21 protein-coding genes and 1 tRNA gene are annotated in these 25,659 nt (G+C 66.3%); 14 read left to right on the forward strand and 8 right to left on the reverse strand.

Annotated elements, in window-relative coordinates; genetic code table 11:
• The first annotated feature begins 169 nt into the window (after positions 1-169).
• Complete coding sequence (locus tag BM113_RS18640; RefSeq protein WP_089789523.1) at positions 170-805, forward strand: GAP family protein; 636 nt, start codon at positions 170-172, stop codon at positions 803-805.
• A 144-nt stretch (positions 806-949) separates the two neighbouring features.
• A complete protein-coding gene (locus tag BM113_RS18645; RefSeq protein ID WP_089789524.1) occupies positions 950-2,323 on the forward strand; it encodes a TIGR00341 family protein in 1,374 nt (457 codons plus the stop codon).
• A gap of 472 nt (positions 2,324-2,795) precedes the next feature.
• Here the strand turns inward: BM113_RS18645 and BM113_RS18650 are convergent.
• Positions 2,796-2,880: transfer RNA gene (locus BM113_RS18650), tRNA-Ser, on the reverse strand.
• A 156-nt stretch (positions 2,881-3,036) separates the two neighbouring features.
• Here BM113_RS18650 and BM113_RS18655 point away from each other — a divergent pair.
• Positions 3,037-3,987, forward strand: a complete 951-nt coding sequence (locus BM113_RS18655; RefSeq protein ID WP_089789525.1) for an AAA family ATPase — start codon at positions 3,037-3,039, stop codon at positions 3,985-3,987.
• Positions 3,988-4,181: 194 nt separating this feature from the next.
• The gene (locus BM113_RS18660; RefSeq protein ID WP_089789526.1) at positions 4,182-5,624 is read left to right on the forward strand and encodes a sugar porter family MFS transporter; all 1,443 of its coding nucleotides are present in this window, start codon (positions 4,182-4,184) and stop codon (positions 5,622-5,624) included.
• Positions 5,625-5,750: 126 nt separating this feature from the next.
• Here BM113_RS18660 and ppc read toward each other — a convergent pair whose 3' ends face one another.
• Positions 5,751-8,447: a phosphoenolpyruvate carboxylase gene (ppc, locus tag BM113_RS18665; protein WP_089789527.1), complete on the reverse strand. Its 2,697-nt coding sequence runs from the start codon at positions 8,445-8,447 to the stop codon at positions 5,751-5,753.
• A 620-nt stretch (positions 8,448-9,067) separates the two neighbouring features.
• Here ppc and BM113_RS18670 point away from each other — a divergent pair.
• The 3 genes from BM113_RS18670 (at position 9,068) to BM113_RS18680 (ending at position 12,726) form a co-directional block, all read left to right on the forward strand.
• Positions 9,068-9,973, forward strand: coding sequence for a universal stress protein (locus BM113_RS18670; protein ID WP_089789528.1), 906 nt, complete (start codon positions 9,068-9,070; stop codon positions 9,971-9,973).
• 69 nt (positions 9,974-10,042) lie between these two features.
• Complete coding sequence (locus tag BM113_RS18675; RefSeq protein ID WP_089789529.1) at positions 10,043-11,629, forward strand: succinic semialdehyde dehydrogenase; 1,587 nt, start codon at positions 10,043-10,045, stop codon at positions 11,627-11,629.
• A gap of 2 nt (positions 11,630-11,631) precedes the next feature.
• Entirely contained in the window at positions 11,632-12,726 is a 1,095-nt protein-coding gene (locus BM113_RS18680; RefSeq protein ID WP_089789614.1) for an SDR family oxidoreductase, read from the forward strand.
• 25 nt (positions 12,727-12,751) lie between these two features.
• Here BM113_RS18680 and BM113_RS18685 read toward each other — a convergent pair whose 3' ends face one another.
• The gene (locus tag BM113_RS18685) at positions 12,752-14,197 is read right to left on the reverse strand and encodes a sulfatase family protein (protein WP_089789530.1); all 1,446 of its coding nucleotides are present in this window, start codon (positions 14,195-14,197) and stop codon (positions 12,752-12,754) included.
• A gap of 103 nt (positions 14,198-14,300) precedes the next feature.
• On the opposite strand from BM113_RS18685, the gene BM113_RS18690 reads away from it, so the two are divergent.
• The gene (locus BM113_RS18690) at positions 14,301-14,732 is read left to right on the forward strand and encodes a universal stress protein (protein ID WP_089789531.1); all 432 of its coding nucleotides are present in this window, start codon (positions 14,301-14,303) and stop codon (positions 14,730-14,732) included.
• 68 nt (positions 14,733-14,800) lie between these two features.
• Entirely contained in the window at positions 14,801-15,262 is a 462-nt protein-coding gene (locus BM113_RS18695; protein ID WP_089789532.1) for a universal stress protein, read from the forward strand.
• Between the two features lie 74 nt (positions 15,263-15,336).
• On the opposite strand, the gene BM113_RS18700 is transcribed toward BM113_RS18695, so the two are convergent.
• The 3 genes from BM113_RS18700 to BM113_RS18710 all read right to left on the reverse strand — a co-directional run bounded on the left by BM113_RS18700 (position 15,337) and on the right by BM113_RS18710 (position 17,499).
• Positions 15,337-15,819 (reverse strand): universal stress protein, encoded by a 483-nt coding sequence (locus BM113_RS18700; RefSeq protein WP_089789533.1) that lies wholly within the window; start codon positions 15,817-15,819, stop codon positions 15,337-15,339.
• 318 nt (positions 15,820-16,137) lie between these two features.
• The gene (locus BM113_RS18705; RefSeq protein WP_089789534.1) at positions 16,138-16,560 is read right to left on the reverse strand and encodes a universal stress protein; all 423 of its coding nucleotides are present in this window, start codon (positions 16,558-16,560) and stop codon (positions 16,138-16,140) included.
• A gap of 156 nt (positions 16,561-16,716) precedes the next feature.
• Positions 16,717-17,499: a beta-ketoacyl-ACP reductase gene (locus tag BM113_RS18710; protein ID WP_089789535.1), complete on the reverse strand. Its 783-nt coding sequence runs from the start codon at positions 17,497-17,499 to the stop codon at positions 16,717-16,719.
• 429 nt (positions 17,500-17,928) lie between these two features.
• Between BM113_RS18710 and BM113_RS18715 the strand changes: the two genes are divergently transcribed.
• The 3 genes from BM113_RS18715 (at position 17,929) to BM113_RS18725 (ending at position 22,426) form a co-directional block, all read left to right on the forward strand.
• A complete protein-coding gene (locus BM113_RS18715; RefSeq protein ID WP_089789536.1) occupies positions 17,929-20,676 on the forward strand; it encodes a cation-translocating P-type ATPase in 2,748 nt (915 codons plus the stop codon).
• Between the two features lie 307 nt (positions 20,677-20,983).
• Positions 20,984-21,388 (forward strand): universal stress protein, encoded by a 405-nt coding sequence (locus BM113_RS18720; RefSeq protein ID WP_089789615.1) that lies wholly within the window; start codon positions 20,984-20,986, stop codon positions 21,386-21,388.
• Positions 21,389-21,538: 150 nt separating this feature from the next.
• Positions 21,539-22,426: a universal stress protein gene (locus tag BM113_RS18725; RefSeq protein ID WP_089789537.1), complete on the forward strand. Its 888-nt coding sequence runs from the start codon at positions 21,539-21,541 to the stop codon at positions 22,424-22,426.
• 68 nt (positions 22,427-22,494) lie between these two features.
• Here BM113_RS18725 and BM113_RS18730 read toward each other — a convergent pair whose 3' ends face one another.
• Positions 22,495-22,905 (reverse strand): universal stress protein, encoded by a 411-nt coding sequence (locus BM113_RS18730; RefSeq protein ID WP_089789538.1) that lies wholly within the window; start codon positions 22,903-22,905, stop codon positions 22,495-22,497.
• 271 nt (positions 22,906-23,176) lie between these two features.
• On the opposite strand from BM113_RS18730, the gene BM113_RS18735 reads away from it, so the two are divergent.
• Complete coding sequence (locus BM113_RS18735; protein ID WP_089789539.1) at positions 23,177-23,395, forward strand: hypothetical protein; 219 nt, start codon at positions 23,177-23,179, stop codon at positions 23,393-23,395.
• A 414-nt stretch (positions 23,396-23,809) separates the two neighbouring features.
• Positions 23,810-24,571, forward strand: coding sequence for a proteasome assembly chaperone family protein (locus BM113_RS18745; protein WP_089789541.1), 762 nt, complete (start codon positions 23,810-23,812; stop codon positions 24,569-24,571).
• A 105-nt stretch (positions 24,572-24,676) separates the two neighbouring features.
• On the opposite strand, the gene BM113_RS18750 is transcribed toward BM113_RS18745, so the two are convergent.
• Positions 24,677-25,606: a universal stress protein gene (locus BM113_RS18750; protein ID WP_089789542.1), complete on the reverse strand. Its 930-nt coding sequence runs from the start codon at positions 25,604-25,606 to the stop codon at positions 24,677-24,679.
• Positions 25,607-25,659 lie beyond the last annotated feature (53 nt).

A 25,659-nucleotide genomic window follows, 5' to 3' on the forward strand; every position in this document is an offset into this window, starting at 1 on the left:
AGACGCTCAGAAGATCCACAAGCAACGACCGATCCTTCAAGAACAGCTCGCTACCACCATCCAACCGACCGCTGAGGCTTAGCTAAAGACCAATGATAATGCCGTATATCGTATACCGAAACGGAGGTTTCGATCGGCTGGATGGATCGAACCACGGCGAGTACGAACGATGAGCTTCGTAGAAGTTCTCCCTCTGGCCATCGTGATGATCTCGGGTCCACAGATCATCTCGTCGATCTTCCTTTCCACGAGCGAACGGTGGCGGGCGAACTCTACGGCCTACGTCTTCGGTTCGACCCTCTCTATCAGCCTCGTCGTCGTCGTCGCGTACCTCTTGGGGAATAGTGTCGGTGGGAGTGGCGGCGGCCTGTTGGGTGCGAGTGCACGACAACTCCTCTACGTCGTCGTTCTCGTTCTCCTCCTCTATGCAGCGGTAGAAACCTACCGAAAACGAACAGTGTCCGAGCCCCCGGAGTGGATGGGTGAGTTGACCAGCGCGGAACCGCAGTTCTCGTTTCGACTCGGGTTCCTCCTGTTGGGTTTTTTCCCGACTAACATCATCACCTCAATTAGCGTCGGAACCTACCTCGCGGCCAACGGTGCACCAGTTACGGACGCGGCTGGGTTCGTCCTGCTCACGCTGTTCATTCTGGCGCTTCCGTTGCTCGGCGTGTTCGTGCTGGGCGAGCGAGCAGAAACCGTGCTCCCGGAGATCCGTGACTGGATGAACGACAATTCGTGGATCATCTCTGAAGCGGTGATCGCACTCTTCATCGTCCTGACTCTTCAGAACCTCTTCGGATAGGGGTGCGCGAACTCACGATGCGTACCGGAAACCGACAATTCCAAAGACTAGAACACTTCTCACCGTCACCTCGACGCGTTCACCATCCTGAACGTCCCCGTTATCGAAACAGATGTTTATTATCTTACACACCTTATCCGTCGTATGCGTCTCGTTCAGGTGTTAATTCCAGAGGGGAAACAAGAAGGGGTTCTCGAAGCTCTCGATGAAGAGGGGATCGATTACGCAGTCTTCGAGGAAGTTGGACGGGGCGATTTCGAGGCGATGGTTCAGTTTCCCGTTCCCCCGAGCGGCGTCGAGCCGATGCTGGAGCGACTGACGGAGACGGGAGTTCAGGAAGACGCCTACACGATCGTTATAGCGCCGGAGACCGTCGTCTCACAACGGCTATCCGCGTTGATCGAACGGTTTCCGGGGCTCCGTATCTCGTGTGAGGAGTTGTACGCACGAGCAGAGGATCTCGCGCCGGCGAACTCGACGTTCTTCACGTTCCTCATCCTGAGTACGATCATCGCTACTGCAGGACTGTTACTCGACTCCGCTGCCACCATTATCGGTGCGATGGTGATCGCTCCACTCATGGGCCCCGCCATCTCTGCGAGCGTCGGGGCGATTCTCGACGACCAGCACATGGCCTCTCGCGGTGTCACTCTTCAGGTGACGGGGCTCGTCGCAGCCATAGCGGTCGGCGCGATTATGGGTTGGTTGCTCCAACAGACGATCCTCGTTCCCCCGAATCTCGAGATTCTGACGATCCCGCAGGTCGCAGAACGGACGAACCCGAACTTTCTGTCGCTCTTTCTCGCCCTCGGCTCGGGTCTTGCGGGGGCGATTAGTGTCATGCGGGGAGCCGGTTCGACACTCGTGGGTGTGGCCATCGCGGTAGCGCTCATTCCACCCGCGGCCACCTCCGGCCTAGGAATCGCGTTCGGACTCCCCGGCGTGGCAATCGCGGCTGGGGTGCTAGTCCTCGTGAACCTACTCGCCATCAATCTCTCAGCGCTCGTTCTCTTCTATGTAGCAGGCTTCAAACCGATCGAAACGGGACAGTTCCAGAATGTTCGAGCGTCAGTGTTCTCCCGCATCACAATCATCGTCGTCGGGATTGCTGTCCTCTCGATTGTCCTCGGTGCCGTCACCTGGACCACGTTTCAGACGCAGTCCGTCGAGGCCCAGGCGCAAGACGAAATTCAGCGGCAGTTCGACCAAGCGGACATCGATGATGTCGAACTCGTCAGCGTGACTGTCGACTACGAACCTGCCGACTTGCTACTCGGGAACCAACCGGAAGTCAACGTCCTAATCGGAATTCCGCGTGACCGCGAGGCACCACCTGACCTCGCTCAGCAACTCGACGACCTCCTGACCGGGCAGCTGGGGCAAGACGTCTTCGTCCAAGTCGGATTCGTCGAGGCGCAGACGTCCGAAGCGGAACCGCCAGATCCTCCGTTCGGATGGCCGAGTACCTCGGACGATGCTTTGGGTGGCGTTCAGCATGCACTCGCAAAAAGGGCGTAATCCGCTGTGTCCCCCGGCCGAGCGTCACCCTCGGTAGAATGTCTCTTTTCGAGGACATACTAATAGAGAGTGACACCGGTTGATGTCGATCACGAGTGTACGCTTAGACCGATATGCGAAGCACCAGAAACGACTATTCAGCATGCATATCCCGACAGAACCTGAACAGAATGTTCTGCCTTTGCTGAATACAGGGCGCGAACTTTTTCCGCGTCGGGTTCGCCGGAGGCGAACCACTCGCGCAAAAACTTCGATGAAAAAGGCGGGCTGCTCGGCCTTCGGCCTCGCCGCCCGAGAACCGCGCTCGCTTCGCTCGCGCGGAAACTGGTGCTGAATCTATACTCTCTATTCAGCACGCCGTTCCTATCAGCTACTGAGGGTTTCAACAGAGCCAGATCTCCCGTAGTCGTTCGTGGCGACCGGATGACTCGCGCCGCTACGCGTCTCTCGTCGTCGTTGGTCGCCACAGAAGCGCCGAGAGGGAGATTTGAACTCCCGAGTCCGTGAGGACAGCAGATTTCGAATCTGCCGCCTTGGCCGGGCTAGGCTATCTCGGCTCACCCCTATCTACCCGCGTGACGTTTTTACCGGTTTCGATTTTTCCCGCCGCCTGTGACGGGTTCCCGATTCCCGTCCCGAACCCCGGTCGCGAAGTCTCCGGCACGGTCCGGACGAGCGTAAACGATTTGACGAAAGGCCCCGACGCCGTGTCCATGGACGTCACCCAGGCCAGCAGCGAGTGCGAGGCCGTCCTCGAGACGGTCGGCGACGCCGTCATCTGTGACCGGTCGTTCCTCGAAGAGATCCTCGTCGGCGTCGTCGCGCGCGGACACGTCCTCGTCGAGGACGTACCCGGTACCGGCAAGACGCTGACTGCCCGCAGCGTCGCCGACGCGCTCGGCCTCTCGTTTTCCCGCATCCAGTTCACGCCCGACCTCCTCCCCGCGGACGTCACCGGCACGCACGTGTTCAACGAGCGCGAGCGGACCTTCGAGTTCAACGAGGGGCCGATCTTCGCCAACATCGTGCTCGCCGACGAGATCAACCGCGCACCACCGAAAACGCAGGCCGCTCTGCTCGAGGCGATGGAGGAGGGGCAGGTCACGGTCGACGGCGAGACCCGCCAGCTACCGGACCCGTTCTTCGTCATCGCGACGCAGAACCCGGTCGAACAGGAGGGAACGTTCCCGCTTCCCGAAGCCCAGGTCGACCGCTTCCTCGTCAAAACCGCGATGGGGTACCCCGACGAGGACGGCGAGATCGATCTCCTGCGCCGGCGGGCCGGCCGCGAGACGACGAGTCCCTCGGTCGAATCCGTACTCGAGCCCGATCAGGTCGACCACCTCCGGTCGGTGCCGGAGACGATCCGCGTCGACGACGACCTGCTCGAGTACGTGGCCGCACTGGCCCGCGAGACGCGGACGGACGGCCGGGTCGAGGTCGGCGTTTCCCCGCGGGGGACCCAGCGGCTGTTCGAGGCCGCTCGGGCTTACGCGACGATCCGCGGCCGCGAGTACGTCACGCCGGACGACATCAAACGCGTCGCGAAGCCGGTTCTTGCCCACCGGCTGGTGTTGACACCTGACGCGACCGTCAACGACGTCGACAAAACCCGGGTCGTGGAGGGCGTCCTCGAGTCGGTGCCGGTCCCGACGATCGAGTAACCGGTTGTAGTCGAGCCAGGACTCGAGCGTACCCGTGGAGCCGGTCCGGGGACGTCGTCGGTGCTACGCCATCCCATCACATTTCTCAAGTGATGTGTATTATTGCTGGACGAACATGGTGATAATTGATGTTTGTCTCGATAAATCGATGGGTTTGTTTACTATTGTAAGAAATAATTCTTCAGCGTTGGACTATGCCAATGATCCCAACCCGCTCCGGGAACACCGAACGGAACTCGTTCGTCTACGTCGTCGCCGCGCTGGCGGCGCTCAACGGGCTCCTGTTCGGGTTCGACACCGGCGTCATCGCCGGTGCCATGTTGTATATCAAATCGAGTTTCGAACTAACCGCGCTGCTTGGCTACCCGGTGAGTTCCTCCCTCGTGGAAGGGCTCATCGTCAGCGGTGCGATGGGGGGTGCGATCGTCGGTTCGGCGTGCGGGGGACGGCTGGCAGACCGCCTCGGCCGGCGACGGCTCATCCTCGTGGGAGCCGTAATCTTCTTCGTCGGCTCGCTCGCCATGGCGATCGCGCCGAACGTCGAAGTGCTGATCCTCGCCCGATTCGTCAACGGCATCGGGATCGGTTTCGCGGCGGTCGTCGGCCCGCTGTATATCTCCGAGATCGCTCCGCCGACGATCCGGGGATCGCTGGTCTCGCTGAACCAGTTGGCGATCACGAGCGGCATCCTCGTCGCCTACCTCGTCAACTACGCGTTCTCGAGCGGCGGCGCGTGGCGCTGGATGCTCGGCGTCGGAATGGCCCCCGCGGTCGTTCTCTTCGCCGGCATGCTGTTCATGCCGGAGAGCCCGCGCTGGCTCTACGAACGGGGCCGTGAAGGAGACGCCCGAAACGTGCTCTCGCGGACGCGCTCCGAGAGCCGTGTCGCCGAGGAACTCCGCGAAATCAGGGAGACGATCGAAACCGAATCCAGTTCGCTCGGCGATCTGTTGCAGCCGTGGGTACGCCCGATGCTCGTCGTCGGTATCGGGCTCGCGGCCTTCCAGCAGGTCACCGGGATCAACGTCGTCATGTACTACGCCCCGGTGATCCTCGAGTCGACCGGGTTCGCGGATACCGCGTCGATCCTGGCGACCGTCGGCATCGGCGTCGTCAACGTCGTGATGACCGTCGTCGCGGTCCTCCTGATCGACCGCACCGGGCGTCGTCCGCTGTTGCTCACCGGCCTCGTGGGGATGACCGTAATGCTGGGCGTGCTCGGACTGGCGTTCTTCCTGCCGGGCCTGTCGGGCGTCGTCGGCTGGATCGCGACGGTCGGCCTGATGCTGTACGTCGCGTTCTTCGCGATCGGTCTCGGCCCGGTGTTCTGGCTACTCATCTCCGAGATCTACCCGACCCAGATCCGCGGGACGGCGATGGGTGCGGCCACCGTCGTCAACTGGGCGGCGAACCTGCTCGTCTCGCTCAGCTTCCTCGGTCTGGTCGACGCAATCGGCCAAGCGTGGACGTTCTGGCTCTTCGGCGGGCTCTGCCTGGCCGCCCTCGCGTTCAGCTACACGCTCGTCCCCGAAACGAAGGGGCGCTCGCTCGAGGAGATCGAGGAGGACCTCCGCGACCAGGCGATCGCCGCCGGCACTCACCCCGAACGGTCGACTCTCGCGGATGACGACGACTGAAAAGGACCTCTAGTACCGATCCGGGGCTCGAGTTCGACGGCGGATCGGTGCGCCGTCGTTACACTCGAGCCGAACGCGTGGTAGTCGGTGAACGGGACGCCGGTTCCCGGACGACTCCCGGTATCACTACCCCGTATTCTTCATCCCGGCCGCGATACCCTTGACCGTCAGCCGCAGCGTCCGCTCCTCGACGTCGGTCCGGTGGGTCTGGTCGAGCAGGTACACCTGCAGCAGGTTCAGCGGATCGACGTACGGGTTTCGCCGCTCGAGGTTCTCGCCGAGCCAGTCGCGAGTGTGTAATCGATCCCGGCGGCCGATCGTCTTGATCAGGTCCGCGGCCCGCTCGTACTCCTCGCTCACGCGGGGGAAGAACCGCTCCCGCAGGTCGTCGTCGGCCAGGTCGGCGTACTGCTCGGCGATCTCGAGTTCGGTCCGGGACAGCGACAGCGCCGCGTTATCGAGGGTGGTCCGGAAGAACGCCCACTCGTCGTACATCTCCTGGAGCGTCTCGGTCGAGCCGCCGTCCTCGAGGTAGGCGTCGATCCCGGCCGCGATGGCGTACCAGCCCGGCAGGATACACCGCGACTGGGTCCAGGAGAACACCCACGGAATCGCCCGAAGGTCCTCGACCGTGCGCTCGCCGCTGCGGGACGCCGGCCGCGATCCCAGGTTGAGGTCCTCGATGACCGTGATCGGCGTCGCCTGCTCGAAGTACTGGACGAAGCCGTCGCTCTCGAGCAGGTCGCGGTACTCCTGTCGGGCGGCGTCGGCCATGGTCTCCATCGCCTCGGTCCACTCCTCGGCGACTTCCTCCTCGGGTTGCTCGATCGCCCGCTTGCGGGCCCGGAGCTGGGCGTTCAGCATCTGCTCGATGTTTCGCTCGGCGATCCGGGGATTGGCGTACTTCTCCGCGATGGCCTCCCCCTGTTCGGTGAACTTGACCTGGCCCGTGACGGTGCTGTTCGGCAGGGCGAGCAGGGCCTCGTTCATCGGGCCGCCGCCACGCGAGATCGAGCCGCCACGGCCGTGGAACAGCCGCATCGTGACGTCGTGGTCGTCACAGATCTCGCCGAGTCGCCGCTGGTTCTTGTACAGCGACCAGTTCGCGGCGAGGAAGCCGTTCTCCTTGTTCGAGTCCGAGTACCCCAGCATGATCTCCTGGGTCCGGCCGCGGGCCTCGAGCGCCTTCGCGTAGGCCTCGTTCTCGAACAGCGTGCCCATGATCCGGCGCGCGCCCGAGAGGGCGTACTCGGTCTCGAGCAGCGGCACGATGTCGATCCCGCAGTGTTCCGGCAGGGAGACGACGCCGGCCTGATCGGCGAGGAACAGCACCTCGAGGACGTGGCTTGGCTCCTCGGTCATCGAGATGGCGTAGGTATCGATGGCCTCGATGCCGTACTCGGTCTGCCAGTCGCCGAGTTCGTCGAACAGGCGCAGGACCCGCGCCGAGTCTTCCGAGAGGTCCGCGTCCTGGAGTTCGCCGAGATCGATCACCGACTCGTCCTGCAGAACCGCGTCGGTCAGCAACTCCACGCGCTCGTCCTCCGAGAGCGCACGGTAGTCGATTCCCTCGGTTTCGAGGGCTTCGGCGATGGCTTCGGTGTGTTTCGCCTGGTGGTCACGCAGGTCGAGACTCGCCAGCGAGAAGCCGAAGGTTGCGACGCGCCGACGGATCGGATCGACGTGGGCATCGACGACGCTCTCGCCGCCGTTGTCCCGCAGGCTCTCGGCGATGAGTTCGAGGTCCTCCCGGAGTTCGTCGGCGTCGTCGTAGCCGCCGGGCCGGACGTCGCCGACCCGGTCGAGCCGTTCGCGCATGAGCTTGAGCTTCTGGCGGTAGGGTTCGTCCGGGTACCGCCCCTCGGCCTCGCGGGCGGTTCCGGGGAGCCGCTCGCGGTCGTCCTCGAGCGAGGCCTCGAACGCCGAGCCCGCGGTGATCCGGCTGCCGTCCTGGCTGAGTACCCCGGAGAGACGCTTGAGCTGATCACGGTACTTCTCGAGGATGACCGCACGCTGGCGCTCGAGCGTGGCCGCGGTCACCTCGGGCGTGACGTAGGGATTGCCGTCGCGGTCGCTGCCGGCCCACGAGCGGAACTCGAAGAGCTTCGGCACCTCGAGGTCGCCCTCGATCTCCTCGTCGATCGCGTCGGCCAGTTCGTCGTACACTTCGCCGACGACGTCGAACAGCGTGTTCTCGAGGTACCACTGGACGTTCCGGGCCTCGTCTTCGGGTTCGGGCTGACGGTTGCGGACCTGCGGGGTCTGCCAGAGGCTCGTCACCTCGGCGTCGACGTCGCGCCAGACCTGCCGTTTCTCCTTGTCGGTCAGCAGCCGCTCGTCGACGGTCTCGAGGTACGTCGAGATGGTCCGGAGCTTCGATTTGACGGTCTTGCGCCGTGCCTCCGTCGGGTGGGCGGTGAACGTCGGCTCGATGAGCACGTCGTCGAGCACCTGCCGGGCGGTCTCGAGGTCTACCTCTCCCAGCTCCTCGGCAGCGGTCTCGAGGCTGTCCTCGAGCGTTTCCTCCTGGGAATCGGTTCGGATCGAGCGGACGCGTTCGCGTTCCTCCGCGAGGTTGATCAGTTCGAAGTACGTCGTGAACGCTCGAGAGACGATCCGTTGCTGGTGGGGGGACAGTCCCTCGAGTTCCGCGATCAACGGCTCCCGGGACTCGAGGTCGCCCGACCGATAGGCGATGGCGTTTCGCCGGCAGGACTCGACGGTCTCGAACGCGTTCCGGGACGTTTGCTCCTCGAGAACGTCTCCGAGCAACGCGCCGAGTTCGCGGACGTCCTGGCGGACGTCCCTGTTGTGCAGGTGCATAACACACCCATGGTCACGGGGATGTAAAAAATCCTTGGTGGAGTTTACAATCGCCGCATTCGGAACGTCCTCCGACGGCAACAATTCTTGATGATAGATAGGAACTGTTTCGCGGATGGTTTCGGCACTACTCGCCTGGAGAGTAACCCGTCGGTCGTACAGTGAGAAACCTTACTTCAGTTTTCAATTGTGTTATAGGGCTGGCCTCGCCGACGATCGGAGCCCTCAATTGTGCCGTCGGGCGGTAGCGACGTTCCGACTGTTCAGTCCGGCCCGCCTGCGGGACGACGATCGAAATCGGCCGGAACGTCGCGGAGGTCCGGTGGCCACACGGCGCTTACTTCGATCAGGTGTAATTAAATCGACAATTTTGATCATTCTGGTGAAATATATAGTTGAGGTCTGTTTCACCGTGCAGTAACCCGAGCCGTTTGTTGACCCCACTTCAGTGGTACTTCCTCATCAAAACCAGTTATATCTGTGAATTTGATATATCGGCCGATAACCCGTCTTCCCGAACCGTCCAACTCTCGAGAACTGGCAGGGGCCGCTCCCCGTCCGCCGCGCACCTTTATTCCGGTTGACGACGAACCTCGGAACGTTCCCCGAGAGCATCCACTATGTCATACCACGTTCTCGTGCCCGTCGACGGCTCGGATCGGGGATTCGCCGCCCTCGAGTACGCGCTCGCCTCGTTTCCGGACGCATCGATCACCGCTCTCCACGTCGACGACCCGCGTCACGACCCCGGGACGGGCATCGGTGATTCACCGCCGGCCGAACCCCCCGATGATCGGGAGGACAGGGGGGTCCTCGAGCGCGCGGCCGACCGCGCGGACGAGTCCGAACACGACGGCGAGTTCCGGACGGAGCAACGGGAGGGGCGACCGCACGCCGAGATCCTCTCGGTCGCGGCCGGCGACGATGACGACCGCGGCGTCGATCACGTCGTCCTCGGCAGTCACGGGACGTCGCCGATCGACCAACCGTTCCTCGGACGCGTCAGCGAGGCCGTGGTCCGACGCGCACCGGTCACGACGACGGTCGTTCCGGAGTCGACCGATGCGATCCGCGAGCGCCAGTTCCCCGGCAAGGTGTTGGTCCCGGTCGACGGCTCCGAGCAGTCGACGGCGGCCCTCGAGTACGCGCTCGCGACGTTTCCGGAAGCGCATCATACCGCATTCCACGCGCTGTCGCTGCCCGTCGATCGCTCGAGAGCGGGCGCCGAGGGGACGTACCTCGAGAAGATCCTGTCGGCTCACGAACACCGCGCCGGCGAACTCCTCGGGGCGGCGACCGACCTGGCCGACGAGTACGGGGCGACCCTCGAGACGGCGACGGCCGACGAGAAGCCGGCGGCAGCGATCGTCGACTACGCCGAGACGGACGAGTTCGATCAGATCGTCATGGGGAGTCACGGCCGCTCGCTCGCGGCGCGGTTGCTCGTGGGTTCGGTGGCCGAACGGGTCGCCCGCCGCTCGCCGCGAACGCTGACGCTCGTCAGGGGTGCGCCGTCGTCGGTGTGAGTCGGGGGTTCCACAGCCGCCTGCCCGGCCGACCGAAATTTCATGTAGCCGCGAGTGAACGTGTACGCTATGGCACAGACGACGGAGTCGACGGTCCTCGAGCGGACGGGGATCACGACCGATCTGCTCGACCGGCTGACCGCGCGTATCGAGACGGGCGACGACCGGTCGGAGATCGAGGTTCGGACGCCGGTCGCCGACGAGGCGATCGCCTCCGTGCCGGCCTGCGACCCCGCGGACGTCGCCGTCGCGGTCGAGCGAGCGCGGACCGCGCGAGCGGCGTGGGCGAACAGGCCGATCGAGGAGCGGGCAGCCGTCCTCGAGCGGTTCGGGGACCTCGTCGGGGAGTACCGCGAGGAACTGCTCGACGTGGTCCAACTCGAGACCGGCAAGGCACGCCACCACGCGCTCGAGGAGGTACTGGACGTGCCGCTGACGTGTTCCTACTACGCCGAGAACGGGCCAGCCGTCCTCGCGGACGAGGAGCGCTCGGGAGCGGTTCCGCTCGCGGCCGACGCGACGGTCACGTACGACCCGGTCGGCGTCGTCGGTGTGATCTCCCCGTGGAACTATCCGCTGACGCTTGCGATGACCGACGCGATCCCCGCCCTGCTGGCCGGCAACGCCGTCGTCTGCAAACCCGACGAACGGACGCCGTTGATCGCGCTCGCCCTCGCCGACCTCCTCGAGAAGGCGGGACTCCCGGAAGGGGTGTTCGGGATCGTCACCGGTGAAGGGGCGACGGCCGGGCCCGCCCTGATCGACGGGGTCGACTACGTCGCGTTCACCGGCGGCACGGAGACGGGCCGAGCGGTCGCCGAGCGGGCCGGCCGAAACCTGATCGACTGTTCCCTCGAACTCGGCGGAAAGAACCCGATGCTCGTCCTCGAGGACGCCGACGTCGAGACGGCCGCCCGCGGCGCGGTCAAGGGTGCGTTCACGAACGCGGGCCAGCTCTGTCTCGCTCCGGAACGGATCTACGTCGACGAACGCCGCTACGACGAGTTTCTCGACGCCTTCGTCGGGGCGACCCGGTCGCTCTCGGTCGGGCTCGCGTTCGAGTACGGCCCCGACGTCGGCTCGCTGATCGACGGGGACCACCTCGAGCGGGTCCGCGAACACGTCGAGGGCGCGGTCGACGACGGCGCTGCGCTGCTCTCGGGCGGCCGCGCTCGGCCCGACGTCGGGCCGTTCTGTTATGAACCGACGATCCTGACCGACGTCGACCCCGACTCGCGGGTCGCCTGCGAGGAGACGTTCGGCCCCGTCGTCTCGGTCGTCCCCGTCGCGGACGTCGACGAGGCGGTCGAGCGGGCCAACGACACGTCGTACGGACTCAATGCCAGCGTCTGGACGGGGGACCGCGATCGCGGCCGGGCGGTCGCCCGCCGGATCGACTGCGGCACCGTCTGCGTCAACGACCCGTACACGGTCGGCTGGGCGGCCGTCGACGCCCCGATGGGCGGGTTCGGCGACTCCGGGCTCGGCCGCCGACACGGCCCCGAAGGTCTCCGCCGCTACGTCGATGCCCGAACGATCGCGACCTCGCGGATCGGCCCGCTCGACGCGCCGCCGGGGATCGATCCCGGCTGGTTCGCCCGGATCATGTCCGGACTGACGGCGGTCCGGCGGCGGCTGACGAGGTGGGTGCCGTGACCGTGACCGGGACCGATGCAGCCGACGCCGAGGTGTTTCTCACCGGCTTCCCCGGGTTCCTGGGGTCGGCCCTGCTCGAGCGCCTGTTGGCCCGCGGGGACGGGCCGGTCGCCTGCCTGGTCCAGCCCCGATACCTCGAGACCGCACGCCGGCGGGCCCGGGAGATCGCCGACGGGCTCGAGCGGGACGCCGGGATCGCGCTCCTCGAGGGCGATATCACCGAGCCGGACCTGGGACTGGACGACACGGCGGCGCTCGCGGACGTCGGCGAGGTCTACCACCTCGCAGCCGTCTACGACCTCGGGGTCGACCGCGACCTGGCGGAGGCGGTCAACGTCAGGGGAACCGAACACGTCCTCGAGTTCGTCGAGGAACGCGGCGCTCGCCTCCACTACGTGAGCACCTGCTACGTCAGCGGTCGCTACGACGGCGTCTTCACCGAGGACCACCTGCGGGAGGGCCAGTCGTTCAACAACCACTACGAGGAGACCAAGTACCGCGCCGAGGTCGCGGTGCAGGAACGGATGGCCGACGGACTGCCCGCGACGATCTACCGCCCCGCGATCGTCGTCGGGGACAGCCGGACCGGCGAGACCGACAAATACGACGGTCCGTACTACTTGCTGCGGTTGTTGCTCGCCCAGCCGTCGTGGCTCTCGGTGACGTTCGCGCCGCCGGGCGCGGACGGGGCCGAACTCAACGTCGTCCCGCGCGACTTCGTCGTCGACGCCATCGCCTCTCTCAGCGACCGCGAAGAGTCCGTCGGCGAGGTCTATCAGCTGTGTGACCCCGCGCCGCTTCCCGTGTCGCGGTTCGTGGACGTGCTCGCCGACGCGGCCGGCCATCGCACCGTCGGCGTGCCGACGACGAAGTCACTCGCACGGTCGGTGACCGAACGCCTCGAGGCCCGGTTCGGCGTCGACCTCGAGCCGGCGACCCTCGACTACCTCGACCACCCGACGCGGTACGCCTGCCCGGCGACCCGTCGGGCGCTCGCGGGCAGCGGGATCGAGGTACCTCCCTTCGAGTCCTACGCGGACCGGCTGGTCGACTACGTGCGCCGGAACCCGGACGTACGCGACGACGCGATGGTCTGACCGCGTCGGCTACGACTCGCGTCGGCTACGACTCGTGGGGCCACGTCGTGATCGCCCCGTAATCCCCGGGGACGACAGGCCCGTCGAGTAACGGATCGTCCGTCGCCGTCATCCACTCGTGGAGCTGGCGAGCGAGGTCCTCGCGGACGTCCTGGTACCGGGGTTCGAAGACGACGTTCTCGTCCTCCTGGGGGCTCTCCTCGAGGTCGTACAGTTCCTCGTACGGACGTGGCGGGACGGCGTCGCTCTCCCGGACGGCCCGGCCGGCTTCGCTCGCGAAGACGTCCTTGGTGAGGTACACTTCCGGGAGGTGCCAGAAGCTCCGAATGTACTTGTACTGCTCCGTCCGGATCGCTCGGACCGGGTTGTACATGTCGTGCCAGGTCATCCCGGCGAACACCCGTTCGCGGGGCTCGTACTCGTCGTCGGTCAGCAGCGACAGGAAGCTTCGTCCGTTCAGCCCGTCGGGGGGCTCGAGGTCGTCCACGACGGTGCCGTCCCTTTTCGCGTCCCCGTCCCCGTCCCCGTTCCCGTCTCCGTCTCCATCTCCGTCGTTACCGCCGTCACCGCCGTCCCACGCGACGAGTTCGAGCAGCGTCGGTAACACGTCGACGTTGCTCACCAGTTCGTCGTACCGCGTCCCGTCGTCCGCCACGCCGGGATATCGGAGCAACAGCGCCGCCTCGATCCCCGGATCGTAGCAACTGCCCTTCGCCCGCGGAAAGGCGATCCCGTGTTCCGTCGTGAAGACGACCAGGGTCTCCTCCTCGAGACCGGTCTCGGCCAGCGCATCGAGGATCGAGCCGACGGCGTCGTCGACGGCCCGGACCATGCCGTGCATCTCCGCCAGGTCCTGCCGGACGCCGCGCCGATCGGGGAGATAGGTCAGGGGTCGAACCCCGTCGGGGTCGTCCGTCTCGTAGTAGTCGCTGTCGAAGCCGAACCGGCCGTTCTCCTCCTCGACGCGGTGGAGTTCGAAGAAGCCGACGGCGGCGAAGAAGGGCGCGTCGAACGCGGCTTTCTCGAGGAAGCCGGAAACCACCGAGGCGACGTTTCGCGCCCGGTTGGCCTGGTGGACATCCGGCGAGACACCCGGGTAGAGGTTCCCCTCCGAGTGGACGTACTCGTACTCGAGGCGGTCGGTGTCCTGGGTAATGTGCTGGAGCCCGAACAGGTGGGTCTCGTAGCCGAGGTCGTCGAGGTAGTGCGGGAGGATCCGTTCGCCGTCGTCGAGTTCCCAGTCGCCGTGGGCCAGCCCCATCAGGCCGTTGACGTGGGGATGCCGGCCGGTCATGAAACTGCCGCGGCTGGGCGAACACTGCGGGGCCGTCACGAAGTGGTTCTCGAAGAGGGCACCGCGCTCGGCGAACTCGTCGAGCCGGGGCGTTTCGACGTCAGCCCCGTAACAACCGAGGTACCGACCCAGATCGTGGCAGGTGATCAGCAGGACGTTCGGTCGATCGGCGGGCATGGCGAGGGATACCACGATATCCCGAATAACTGTTGGGCGGCGAGGGGCCGGGCACGGACACCCGGCGACCCGGTTTTTTGTCCGCGGTCGACGAACGAGGGGTATGGACGTACTGGTCCCGATCGACGATTCCGATCCCGCCCGGAAGGCGGTCGCCCACGCGGTCGAATCGAACCCGGTCGACGATACCGATCTTCACCTGCTACACGTCGTCGATCTCACCACGGCGATGTACGGCGAAGAATCCCTCTACGCGTACGATTCGTTGATCGAGACGAGGCGAGAGGCCGCCGAGCGACTGTTCGACGAGGCCGTCGACATCGCGGCCGAGGCCGGCCACGACCCTGACGACGTCACCCGGGAGACCGTCGTCGGCCGCCCGGCCCGAGAGATCGTCGAGTACGCGGCGGAACACGACGTCGACGCCGTCGTGATCGGGAGCCACGGCCGCAAGGGCGCGTCGCGGATCCTGCTGGGCAGCGTCGCCGAACAGGTCGTCCGGCGTGCCCCCGTCCCGGTCACCGTCGTCCGATAAGATCGACTCGAGGGCGCTGTCGCCACCCCCGCATACTATTTTGCCCCTCCGCGAGGTACGGGTCCCCGATGTCCCGGAAGATACTCGTCCCAGTCGATGGCTCGCCGCTGTCCAGGCAGGCCCTCGAACACTCCCTCGAGGAGTTCGAGGACGCCACCGTGGTCGCGCTCCACGTACTGGACCCGTCCGAACCCGGATACAGCACGCCGACGCCGGTCGACGTCAGAACCGAGCCGCCGCAGGGGTCCGAAGAGTGGTACGAACGGGCCCACGAGGAGGAGGAATCGGTCTTCGAGGAGGTACGGGAGATAGCGGCCGAATACGACGCCGAAGTGACGACCGAAAGCACCACCGGCGAACCCAGCCGCGAGATCGTCGACTACGCCGAGGAGAACGACGTCGACCACGTCGTGATCGGCAGTCACGGGCGTACCGGGCCGACGCGGCTGCTGCTGGGCAGCGTCGCCGAGGTCGTCGTCCGACGCGCGCCCGTGTCCGTCACCGTCGTTCGAGACGTGGAGGCGCTCTGACCGCCGTTTCCGGCGGCCGGACGGTACACCGGCCCGAGCCAGATCAACGGGAACGGGCGACTGCGTCGCGCCGCTTACCGCACGACGGTGACCGGAACCTCGACCCGCCTGACGACGACCTCCGCGGTACTGCCGAGCCGCAGGTCCGTCGCAGTCCCCCGGTTGCTTCCACCGCGGCTCCCCATCACGACCTGGTCGACCTCGGCGTCCTCGACGTAGCCGACGATCGTCTGTGGCGGAGCGCCGACCGCGGTGGCCGTCTCGATTTCGGCGTCCTCGGGGTCGACGTCGACGGCCTCGAGGGCCTCCGCGAAGAGTTCAGACGCCGCTTCCCGCTTGTTCTCGTGCCAGGTTTCGGTCAGCGGAGTCAGTCCATCCTCGTCCTCGTCCCCGTCCTCGTCTTCGTCTTCGTCTTCGTCGTCGGCCCGTTCGAACGGGTCGATCGCGTGAAAGAGGACGATCCGTCCGTCCGGAAAGGTCTCGAGAGCGTACTCCAGCGCCGACTGTGCGTGCCCGGACCCGTCGTGGGGGACCAGAATCGAAGTCGATCGTGACATCGGTATCGGAGTGGTGATCGAACCCATGCGGGGAACGGTAGTAAACCTACGCCCGGCCTCTCACCCGAAGACGGCGCGGCCACGACGAGCACGGGGATCGGCGAGGGCCGGAGGGCGGTCGGTAACGCTCCGAGCAGCCGCCGGCTCGCTCGCTCGAGTGCCTCGCCCGCGGCCGGGCTACCGGCGGTCGGGACGGGGAGCGAGTCGAGCGACTCGAGGTCGAGGTCGTGAACGGGACCGGGACCGGGACCGGGTTCGGGTTCGGGTTCCGGGTTCCGGGTTCCGCGTTCGTCCGTTCCGGTCGGCCTCGCGCCGGCGTCACCGGACGACCGCGACCGGAATCGGCGAGCGGCGGACGACCGTCTCGGCGACGCTGCCCAGCAGGACCCGCGAGACGCCCTCGCGGCCGTGACTCCCGATGACGATCGTGTCGGCCCCGTGGTCTTCCGCGAACTCGACGATCTCGCGGTCGGGTTCCCCTGTCGCGACTTCGGTCTCGATTTCGCGGTCGTGTTCGGCGGCCCGCTGGGCGGCCTCGTCGAGGATCGTCTGCCCTCGGTCCTGGGCCTCGTCGTCGGGCGTTACCTCCGTGGTATCGTCGAACGCGCCCCAGTAGCCTTCGGGGGCCGGAACGACGTACAGGGCGGTGACGTCCGCGTCCGGGAACTTCTCGAAGGCGTACTCGAGGGCGTCTTTCGACGGCGCCGATCCATCGTACGGGACGAGGATGCTATCGCTCATGGTCGGCGATACGTTCGCATCCGATATAATACGTCGTCCCGACTCCCGCGGGCCGAGGGAAACCCGAACGGCTTTCGGTCCGTTCCGGGGTGCTCGGCGCCGAAAACGGCAGTCCGGTGAGGGGAATGAGGATGGGGACGACCCCGGTGAGTTCCGCTACCACTCCATTCCGCCGTTGATCCCGATGACCTGACCCGTCATGTAGTCGGCGTAATCCGTCGCGAGGAACCGCACCATCCCGACGATGTCCGTCGTATCGGCGAACCGGTTCAGCGGGATGTCGTCCCGGATCTGCTCCCGGATCCGCTCGGGAACTTTCTCGAGCATGTCCGTCTCGGTGAACCCGGGCGCGACGCAGTTGGCCGTCGACCCGTGTCTCGCCAGTTCCAGCGCGATCGTTCGGGTGAACGCGATCAGTCCGCCCTTCGAGGTCGCGTAGTTGGCCTGCCCGTAGTTGCCCTGCTGACCGACGACGCTCGAGATGTTGATGAGCCGTCCCCTGTCGGCGTCCTTGATGTCGTCGTAGAACGCCTTCGTGCAGTTGAACGTCCCGTTGAGGTTGACCTCCATGACCGTCGTCCAGTCCTCGTAGGTCATGTTCTCGAACTTCCGATCGATCGTGATCCCCGCGTTGTTGACCAGGACGTCGACCTGCCCGACCTCCTCGTGGACCCGTTCGACCATCTCGGAGACGTCGTCCGGATCCGAGACGTCGGCACCCACCGCGATCGCCGTCTCGTCGTTCTCCCGGATCCGCTCGGTCACCTCCCTGGCTTTCTCGTCGGAACTGCGGTAGTTCACGACCACGTCGGCCCCACACCTGGCGAACTCGAGTGCGATGTCACGACCGATCCCGCGCGAGGACCCGGTTACCAGACAGGTCTGGTCGGCGAGCGGGCGTCGATCCAGCGGTTCCAGCCGATGAACGGATTCTGACATGCATCCGTCGCCTCAACGTCCACCGTGTTAACAATACCCCCACGTTTGCCGCAGGTGCGTCCGGATCGCGGGTCGTCGACGCCCGATCCCGGCGGACGTCGGCTGATTTTCCATCGACGACGGCATTCGAGAGGGACCGCCCGAGGGCGGAGTCGGCGCTGAACCGGTTCCAGATGGGCGCCAGGGTATTAAGACGGTCATCGTCGTAGGGACGGCCCGCGATCGTCCGGACCCCACTCACCCAGCGTCGAGTTCGGCGGCGACGGCGGTTCGACGGCCCGGCCCGGTCTCGAGCGGAAGGCCGTTCGGGTAGGAGGCGACGCTCCGCGGCGGGGCCACCGCTGGCCGGATGGTTCGGGACAGCAGACGGCGATATCTTCCCCCGCAGTATCGGCACGCACACCGCAACCCACTCCCCTCGACGCACACGTGTCACGAGCAGCGTACGACGAACGAGCGAGACCGGAGTCTGACAGCGACTGGCACGCCAGTCACGTCGAGGAGGTTTACGACGCACTGGCGACTTCGGATCAGGGACTCGAGCCGTCGGAGGCGCGGGACCGCCTCGAGCGCGAGGGTCCGAACGAGATCGAAGCCGAGGAGGGGGTCTCCTCGCTCGGCATCCTGCTCGAGCAGTACGCCTCGGCGCTGATCTGGGTGCTGATCGTCGCGGCGGTCGTGATGGCCGGCGTCGGACACACGCTCGACGCGGGGGTGATCGCCGCGATCGTCGTCTTCATCACGCTGTTCGGCTTCGTCCAGGACTACCGCGCCGAGCAAAGCATCCGCGCGCTCCAGGAGCTGTCGACGACCTATGCCCTGGTCCGGCGTGGCGGCGAGAAGCGGGAGGTCGACGCCACGCGGCTGGTACCCGGCGACGTGATTTTCGTCGAGTCCGGCGACGTCGTGCCGGCGGACGCCCGCATCGTGGAGGCGTCGGACCTGCGCGTCGACGAGTCCGCCCTGACCGGCGAGAGCGTCGGGGTTTCGAAAACCACCGGGATCGTCGATCCGGAGACGTCGCTTGCCGACCGGACGAACCTCCTCTACAAAGACACCGTCGTGGAACGGGGGTCGGGGAGGGCCGTCGTCGTGGGGACCGGCTCCGACACCGAGATCGGACGGATCGCGACCGCGCTCGAGGAAGCCGAAGAGCGCGAGACGCCGTTCCAGGCGGAGATGGACCGACTGGGGAAGATCATCGCCGCCGGCGTCGCGGGCGCGGTGGCGGTGATCGCGGTCGCCGAACTCCTCGTCGGCGACACGGACCCGTTGCAGGTGTTCCTCACGGCGGTGGGGATCGCCGTCTCCGCCGTTCCGGAGGGGCTCCCGGCTGTCGTCACGCTCTCGCTCGCGCTCGGCGCTCGCCGGATGGCCGACCGCAACGCGCTGGTTCGTCGGCTCCCGGTCGTCGAGGCGCTCGGCTCCGTCGACGTCATCTGTACGGACAAGACGGGGACGCTCACCGAGGAGGAGATGACCGTCCAGCGGATCGTCACCAACCGCGAGGGGTACGAGGTGACGGGGACGGGCTACGACGCCGACGGCGAGCTGCTCCGAGACGGCGAGCCGGTCGAGACCGAGTGCGTCGCCGAGGTGCTTCGCTGTGGGATGCTCTGTAACGACGTCGAGATCGGGAGACGCGAACGCGCTGACGACGTCTCCGGCGAGGACGACGACGATGACGGTGAACGAGCCTACCTCGGCGACCCCACCGAAATCGCGCTGTTCGTCGCCGCCCAGAAGGCCGGTTTCGACCGTCGGGAACTCGAGTCCGCATACCCCCGCGTGGGCGAGATCGGGTTCACCTCGGCGCGAAAGCGGATGACGACGGTCCATCGGACGCCCGACGAAAAGCGGTACGGCGACGCGGTCGCCTACACCAAGGGCGCACCGGAGGTCGTCCTCGAGCGATGCAACCGCGAACTCGTCGACGGCGAGATCGTTCCCCTCTCGGACGACCGCCGGGCGGAGATCGAACGGCGGTACGAGTCGCTCGCGGCCGACGCGTTCCGCGTGATGGGGTTCGCGTTCGAGCCCGAGGTCCCGGAATCGCAGGTCGAGGATCCGGACGAGGAGCTCGAAACGGACCTGGTGTTTCTCGGGCTGCAGGGGATGCTCGACCCCCCGCGTCCCGAGGTCGCTGACGCGCTCGATGCCTGTCTGTCGGCGGGGATCGACGTGGTGATGGTGACCGGCGACAACGCTGCGACGGCCCGCGCGGTCGGGGAGGAGATCGGCCTCCGCTCGGCGCGCGTCCTCGCGGGCCCCGACCTCGAGGGGATGGACGACGACGAGTTGCGCGAGGCCGTCGAGGACGTCGACATCGTCGCGCGCACGTCTCCCGCGCACAAGACGCGGATCCTCCAGACGTTACAGGAGAAAGGCCACACGGTGGCGATGACCGGCGACGGGGTCAACGACGCGCCCGCGGTGAAAAACGCCGACGTCGGCGTTGCAATGGGGATCCGCGGGACCGACGTCACCGAACAGTCCTCCGACGCCGTGCTCCTCGACGACAACTTCGCGACGATCCGGGACGCGGTAAAAGGCGGTCGCCGGATCTTCGACAACGTCCGCAAGTTCGTCAACTTCCTGCTGTGCTGGAACGCCGGCGAGGTGTTGCTCGTGTTCACCGGCTCGCTGCTCGGGTTCGGGCTCGTGATCACTCCCGTACAGATCCTCTGGATCAACGTGGTCACCGACGGCCTTCCGGCCCTCTCGATGGGCGTCGATCCGGCGACCGACGACGTCATGGACCGGCAGCCCAGACCGCCCGACGAGGGGGTGATCACCGACCGGATCACGGTCTCGGTTCTGGGCGTCGGGGCCCTCATCGCGGCGACGATCATGCCGCTGTTCTACGTCCACCGGGCGGACGTCGAACTCGCGCGAACGATCGTGTTCACGTCGCTCGTGGTTTTCGAGATCGCCGGCATCCAGGCGGTCCGCTGGCGATACGGACACGGGCCGTTCTCCAATCGGTGGCTCGTGATCGGCGTGGCGGTCGCGCTCGGGTTGCAACTCTTCTTGCTGTACACGCCCGTCGGGGTGCTCTTCGACGTCGTCCCGCTGGCGCTCGTCCACTGGGGGCAGATCGGCCTCGCCCTTGCGACCTTCGGCGCGTTGCTCGCCGCCCTCGAGCGCGTGCTGGATCGGTACTACGACCGGTACTGATACGGATTGCTGTACCGATTTCGCGGCGCAACCGCCTCGTCCGCCGCCGAGTCGCGGCTGCGCCGGAACTGACGGACAGTAAACCGTATGAGTTCCGGCACACTGCCGCCGGTCGCTTGGCCTCGGTGGAATCGGGGGCAAAGAATCGATGCCGTTTCGACACGACCCGGCGGGACGACTTCCACGTCACGCCGGTGTGCGATACTGCACGCCGAACGAGGGCGGCAGTCCGAGCGCCGAACGTCGGACCTATCAGCTCTCGATCGTGTGGGCAAACGAACTTGCCGATCCCTCGCGTGGAGGGAGTATGACTCGGGTACTGGTCCCGGTCGACGGCTCGGCGGAAGCAAAGCGAGCACTGGAATCGGCGTTCGAGTTGTTTCCCGGCGCCGAGATCCACGCTCTCCACGTGATACAGGTCACGCGAATCCCGTCCGATCCGAAGACGACGCCCTACGAGTACGCCAGAGAGAAAGGGGAAGGGTTTCTCGAGGACGCCGAGGAGATCGCAGCCGAGCACGATCGGAACATCGAGACGGCGCTCACCGAGGGCCACACCGCACGAACCATTCGGAACTACATCGACGATCACGACATCGATCACGTCGTCATCGGAAGTACCGGCCGATCGAGGGTGTCGAGGGTGCTGCTCGGAAGCGTCGCGGAGACGGTCGCCCGTCGGTCCCCCGTTTCGGTCACGATCGTTCGGTGAGGGCCGGGCGTCGCCGCTCTCGGTCGACACTGGCGGCCCTCGACCCGAGCAGCGACCGACCCTCGGTGAGCGACCGTGGTTCGGGTTTATACGGGTCGCCATGGAAGGTCGAGCCGTTCGGGCGAGCCACCGCTCGCACCGACGATAGCCATGCCACAGCACGTCCTCGTTCCGCTCGACGGCTCGGACCACGGGTTCGCCGGTCTGGAGTACAGCCTCGAGTCGTTTCCCGACGCGTCGATCACCGCACTCTCCGTCGTCGATCCCACGCACGATCACACCGCGACGGTGGGGTCGTCCGAATCACCGATGGAGCGTGCCGAGGCGCAACGGGACGCGGTCCTCGAACGCGCGATCGACCGGGCAGGCGATCACGGTCGTGAGATACGGACCCTGGGCCGAACCGGCCGTCCACACACCGAGATCCTCACGGTCGTGACCGACGAAGACATCGACCACGTCGTGCTGGGGAGCCACGGCGAATCACCGATCACGAGCCCGTTTCTCGGCCACGTGAGCGAGGCCGTCCTGCGCCGGTCCCCCGTCTCGACGACGATCGTGCCCGAATCGACGGCGGCGCTGCGAGACCGGGAGCTCCCCGGACCGATCCTGGTTCCCGTCGACGGTTCGGAACAGGCCGAGGCCGCACTCGAGTACGCACTCGAGACGTTTCCCGGCGGCTCACACACCGCGTTTCACGTGCTCGAACTCCCGTTCGATCGGTCCCCGGAGGCCGTCGAGGGGACCTACCTCGAGGAGGTTCGGGCCGACTACGAGGACCGCGCCGAGGAGGTCCTCGAGTCGGCGACGGCGCGTGCGGACGAACGAGAGGCGTCGATCGAGACGGCGACCACATCCGGGACGCCCGCCGAAGAGATCATCGACTACGCCGTGGCGAACGGGTACGCTCAGATCGTCATGGGCAGCCACGGACGCTCGCTGCCGTCGCGACTGATAACCGGATCCGTCGCGGAACGGGTCGCGCGTCGCTCGCCACGAACGGTAACCCTGATCCGGGGAACTCCAACGATGGACTGAGGTCGCGTCGCCCGCAGCCACACGCTCGACGTCGCGATCCTCGCCGGCCTCGGCTCCGGAACCCGGGATCACCTGACGATCGTTACCGGGACCGGTGCCCGACGGGCGACCGTCTCGGCGACGCTCCCGAGGAGCACTCGAGAGGCTCCGTCACGACCGTGGCTGCCCATGACGATCCGGTCGACATCGTGGTCGTCGGCGTACCTAACGATCTCACGGGCCGGCTGGCCAACGACCACCGCCGTTTCGATCGGCCCGCCGTGCTCGTACTCGGCGATCAGTTTCGCGAGCATCTCGCGTCGTCTCGCTCGTAACTCGTCGTAATCCAGCCCCGCAGTCTCGAGATGGGCTTCCGGTGGCCCCCTCGAGAAGACGGTCAGCACCGTGATCGACGCGTCGGGAAACGACTCGAGGGCGTGTTCGAGCGCCCGCGTTGCCTGTTCGGAACCGTCGACCGGGACGAGAACGTGTTTGGACATCGGTGACCGGTATACAGACCCCGCATCACGGAGTTCCCTAACGTTTTCCACCGCGAGCGGGCGGGAGGTGGGTCCGGACGGCGCTCGAACTCCGAACGCGGGCGTACTGTCGCTCGAGCACCCGTCACTGACAACGCTACGGCGAGACCGACGGATGGGGTGTGGCCGGCGGTGCGGGTACCGACGGGATCCGCTAACGGTCCCCCGACTCGGGGACCGTAAGTGGGCTTTTTATGGACCGGGATCGGATACCACGGTACCCGATCCGAGCATGAGTCGCGACGACGAGGAACTCTCGCGGGAACTCGGGCTACTCTCCGCGTTCGCGATCGGCGTCGGCGTCATGGTCTGTGCCGGGATTTTCGTCCTGCCGGCGTCAGCGGCCGCAACGGCGGGTCAAGCGGCCGCTGCCGCCTTCGTTCTCGCGGGGTTTATCGCGTCGTTTACCCCGTCGTCCCCGTCCTGGGTGCACTCTTCTCCTTCGGCCTGATCGGGTTCATGGCTCCGATCGAAATTCTGCTGAGCGCCCTGTTCGTCGTCTTCGGGGTACTCTGGTACCTCATCTATGCCCGGTCGAACACGCGACGGAAGGGGCCCTCGCACAGTATCGAGAGACGTGAGAATCGTGTGCTACTGGACAGGATAAAAGCCGATTTCGGCCCTCTCTTCGAGTACCGGCGCTCCGTTCGATTCGAGTGACCGTGGCCCGGTGACGGGGCGAAGCGACGCATCGGTCGGACCACGATCACCTCCGTTCGTCGCGTCGCTGCGGGGACGCTCTCGTGTGCTGCGTTCCCGTCGGGAACCGCCCTCGACCCTCGCCGGAACGATCGCAAGATGGCGGATGCCAGTAACCTGGAACGAGCCATACACTCATTACGTGACTCGAGGTACCATGACACGTATGGCCGACCAGACCCCCTCCGCGTCGTTCGAACAGGTTGCACAGGTACCGGCGGAGTCGCCCACGCTGATCGAGGGGCTCCCCGGACACGGCCTCGTCGCGTCGATCGCCGTCGACCAGATCACGGACCAACTCGGCCTCGAGCACTACGGGAACGTCGCTTCCGACGCGTTCCCCCCGGTCGTCACCTTCGAGGACGGCCTCGTTCAGGACCTGGTCCGGGTCTACGCCGGCGAGAACCCCGCCGTGATGACCCTCGAGAGCGACCTCGCGCTCCCGCCACAGGCGTTCGAACCCCTCGCCGAGTGCGTCCTCGAGGAACTGGCCGACGACTTCGAGCGGGCGATCTTCCTCGCTGGCGCGCCCGCCCAGTCCGAGGAGCGACTCGGCGAGGTCACTGGGGTCGCGACGAACGACGAGATCCGGACCGACCTCGTCGACGCCGGCATCACCGTCCCCGAGGAGCCGGGGCTGGTCGGCGGCATCACGGGGACGCTGGTTCGGGAGTGCTTCCAGGCCGACGTCCCCGCGGCGCTGCTGATCGTTCGCTCCCACCCGTTCCTGCCCGATCCGGGGGCGGCGAAGTCGGTGATCGAGAACGCCCTCGAGCCGCTGGTCGACTTCGACATCGATACGACGGCGCTGGACGAGCAGGCCGACGAGATCCAGCAGCGGATGCAACAGGTCGCCAAGCAGTACCAGCAGATGGCCGAAGAACAGCAAGGAACACAGCAGCAGGTCCAGACGGGAATGTTCCAGTAACGACGGCGCTGCGTTCAGGTTGCCGCCTGGGTCTGCCCGTCTCCCGCTCTCTTTGTGCCCGCTAGTCACCCCCGAGATCGGGCCGCGGACGGGGACCGTCAGTCGTCAGGCGTCGTCGTCGCGCGCGGCCAGCGGCACGCACCACACCGGCACGTCGACGGAACGGACGACCGACTCCGTGACGCTCCCGAGCAGGTGACGCTCGAGGCCCGAGCGCCCGTGGGTGCCGATGGCGATCAGGTCGATCCCGTCGTCGGCGTAGTCACGGATCACGCGCGCTGGCGGCCCGTTCGCGACCGTTCCCTGAACGCTGACGCCGGCCTCCCGCGCCCGGTCCCGGACCGCGTCCAGAACTTCCCGTCCGGTCTCCTCGAGTCCGGCCAGGATCTCGTCGGGGGCGACGTTGCCGGGAACGTGACTCGTGTCCGCGGAGTACAGCGCGTGGACGGTGGCGTCGAACGCCGATGCCGTTTGGACCCCCCAGTCGACCGCGGCCATCGCCCCCTCGCTGCCGTCGGTCGGTAACAACACATCGTCGACGGTGTCGGCCGTCAGCGACGTCTCGGTTTCCGTCTCCGTCGGCGGGACGGCCAGTACGGGCACGTCGACGGTTCGCAGGACGTTCTCGGTGACGCTGCCCAGTAGCACGCGGCGCACGCCTGACTGCCCTTTCGTCCCCATCGCGACGGCGTCGATCCCGGCCTCCGCGACGTAGTCGGCGATGACGCGGTACGGCACCCCATCTTCGGTCGCGGTCGTGACCGAGAGCCCCGCGTCGCGCTCGCGCGCTCGCTGCGCGACGGCTTCGACGGCGGTTTCGGCCTCTGAGGCGGCGGCCTCGCGGATCCCTGCTTCGTCCGTCCCGTCTTCGAGCGTCCCGATCCCGTCGAACTCGGAGCCGTCGACGACCGAGAGGACGTGTACGTGTACCTCCGCGTCGGCCGCGACCGCGACGTCGAGTCCGCGTTTCGCACCCACGAGTGCGTTCTCGCTGCCGTCCGTCGGGAGTAGTATCGAATCGATCGCGTCTCGCATCGCTAGCCCCTTCCCCGCGACGGCGAATAACAGTGGGGGGTGGTAATAGTGAA

This window comes from Natronobacterium haloterrestre (genome assembly GCF_900112205.1).
GTDB classification, from domain to species: domain Archaea; phylum Halobacteriota; class Halobacteria; order Halobacteriales; family Natrialbaceae; genus Natronobacterium; species Natronobacterium haloterrestre.

Bases quoted from the DNA above. Each gene is read 5' to 3' on its own strand.
- BM113_RS18655 (WP_089789525.1), top strand. From the start codon at position 3,037: ATGGACGTCACCCAGGCCAGCAGCGAGTGCGAGGCCGTCCTCGAGACG.
- BM113_RS18685 (WP_089789530.1), bottom strand. From the start codon at position 14,197: ATGCCCGCCGATCGACCGAACGTCCTGCTGATCACCTGCCACGATCTG.
- BM113_RS18710 (WP_089789535.1), bottom strand. From the start codon at position 17,499: ATGTCAGAATCCGTTCATCGGCTGGAACCGCTGGATCGACGCCCGCTC.
- ppc (WP_089789527.1), bottom strand. From the start codon at position 8,447: ATGCACCTGCACAACAGGGACGTCCGCCAGGACGTCCGCGAACTCGGC.
- BM113_RS18750 (WP_089789542.1), bottom strand. From the start codon at position 25,606: ATGCGAGACGCGATCGATTCGATACTACTCCCGACGGACGGCAGCGAG.
- BM113_RS18690 (WP_089789531.1), top strand. From the start codon at position 14,301: ATGGACGTACTGGTCCCGATCGACGATTCCGATCCCGCCCGGAAGGCG.
- BM113_RS18700 (WP_089789533.1), bottom strand. From the start codon at position 15,819: ATGTCACGATCGACTTCGATTCTGGTCCCCCACGACGGGTCCGGGCAC.
- BM113_RS18670 (WP_089789528.1), top strand. From the start codon at position 9,068: ATGTCATACCACGTTCTCGTGCCCGTCGACGGCTCGGATCGGGGATTC.
- BM113_RS18720 (WP_089789615.1), top strand. From the start codon at position 20,984: ATGACTCGGGTACTGGTCCCGGTCGACGGCTCGGCGGAAGCAAAGCGA.
- BM113_RS18675 (WP_089789529.1), top strand. From the start codon at position 10,043: ATGGCACAGACGACGGAGTCGACGGTCCTCGAGCGGACGGGGATCACG.
- BM113_RS18725 (WP_089789537.1), top strand. From the start codon at position 21,539: ATGCCACAGCACGTCCTCGTTCCGCTCGACGGCTCGGACCACGGGTTC.
- BM113_RS18695 (WP_089789532.1), top strand. From the start codon at position 14,801: ATGTCCCGGAAGATACTCGTCCCAGTCGATGGCTCGCCGCTGTCCAGG.
- BM113_RS18745 (WP_089789541.1), top strand. From the start codon at position 23,810: ATGGCCGACCAGACCCCCTCCGCGTCGTTCGAACAGGTTGCACAGGTA.
- BM113_RS18735 (WP_089789539.1), top strand. From the start codon at position 23,177: ATGAGTCGCGACGACGAGGAACTCTCGCGGGAACTCGGGCTACTCTCC.
- BM113_RS18730 (WP_089789538.1), bottom strand. From the start codon at position 22,905: ATGTCCAAACACGTTCTCGTCCCGGTCGACGGTTCCGAACAGGCAACG.
- BM113_RS18640 (WP_089789523.1), top strand. From the start codon at position 170: ATGAGCTTCGTAGAAGTTCTCCCTCTGGCCATCGTGATGATCTCGGGT.
- BM113_RS18645 (WP_089789524.1), top strand. From the start codon at position 950: ATGCGTCTCGTTCAGGTGTTAATTCCAGAGGGGAAACAAGAAGGGGTT.
- BM113_RS18705 (WP_089789534.1), bottom strand. From the start codon at position 16,560: ATGAGCGATAGCATCCTCGTCCCGTACGATGGATCGGCGCCGTCGAAA.
- BM113_RS18660 (WP_089789526.1), top strand. From the start codon at position 4,182: ATGCCAATGATCCCAACCCGCTCCGGGAACACCGAACGGAACTCGTTC.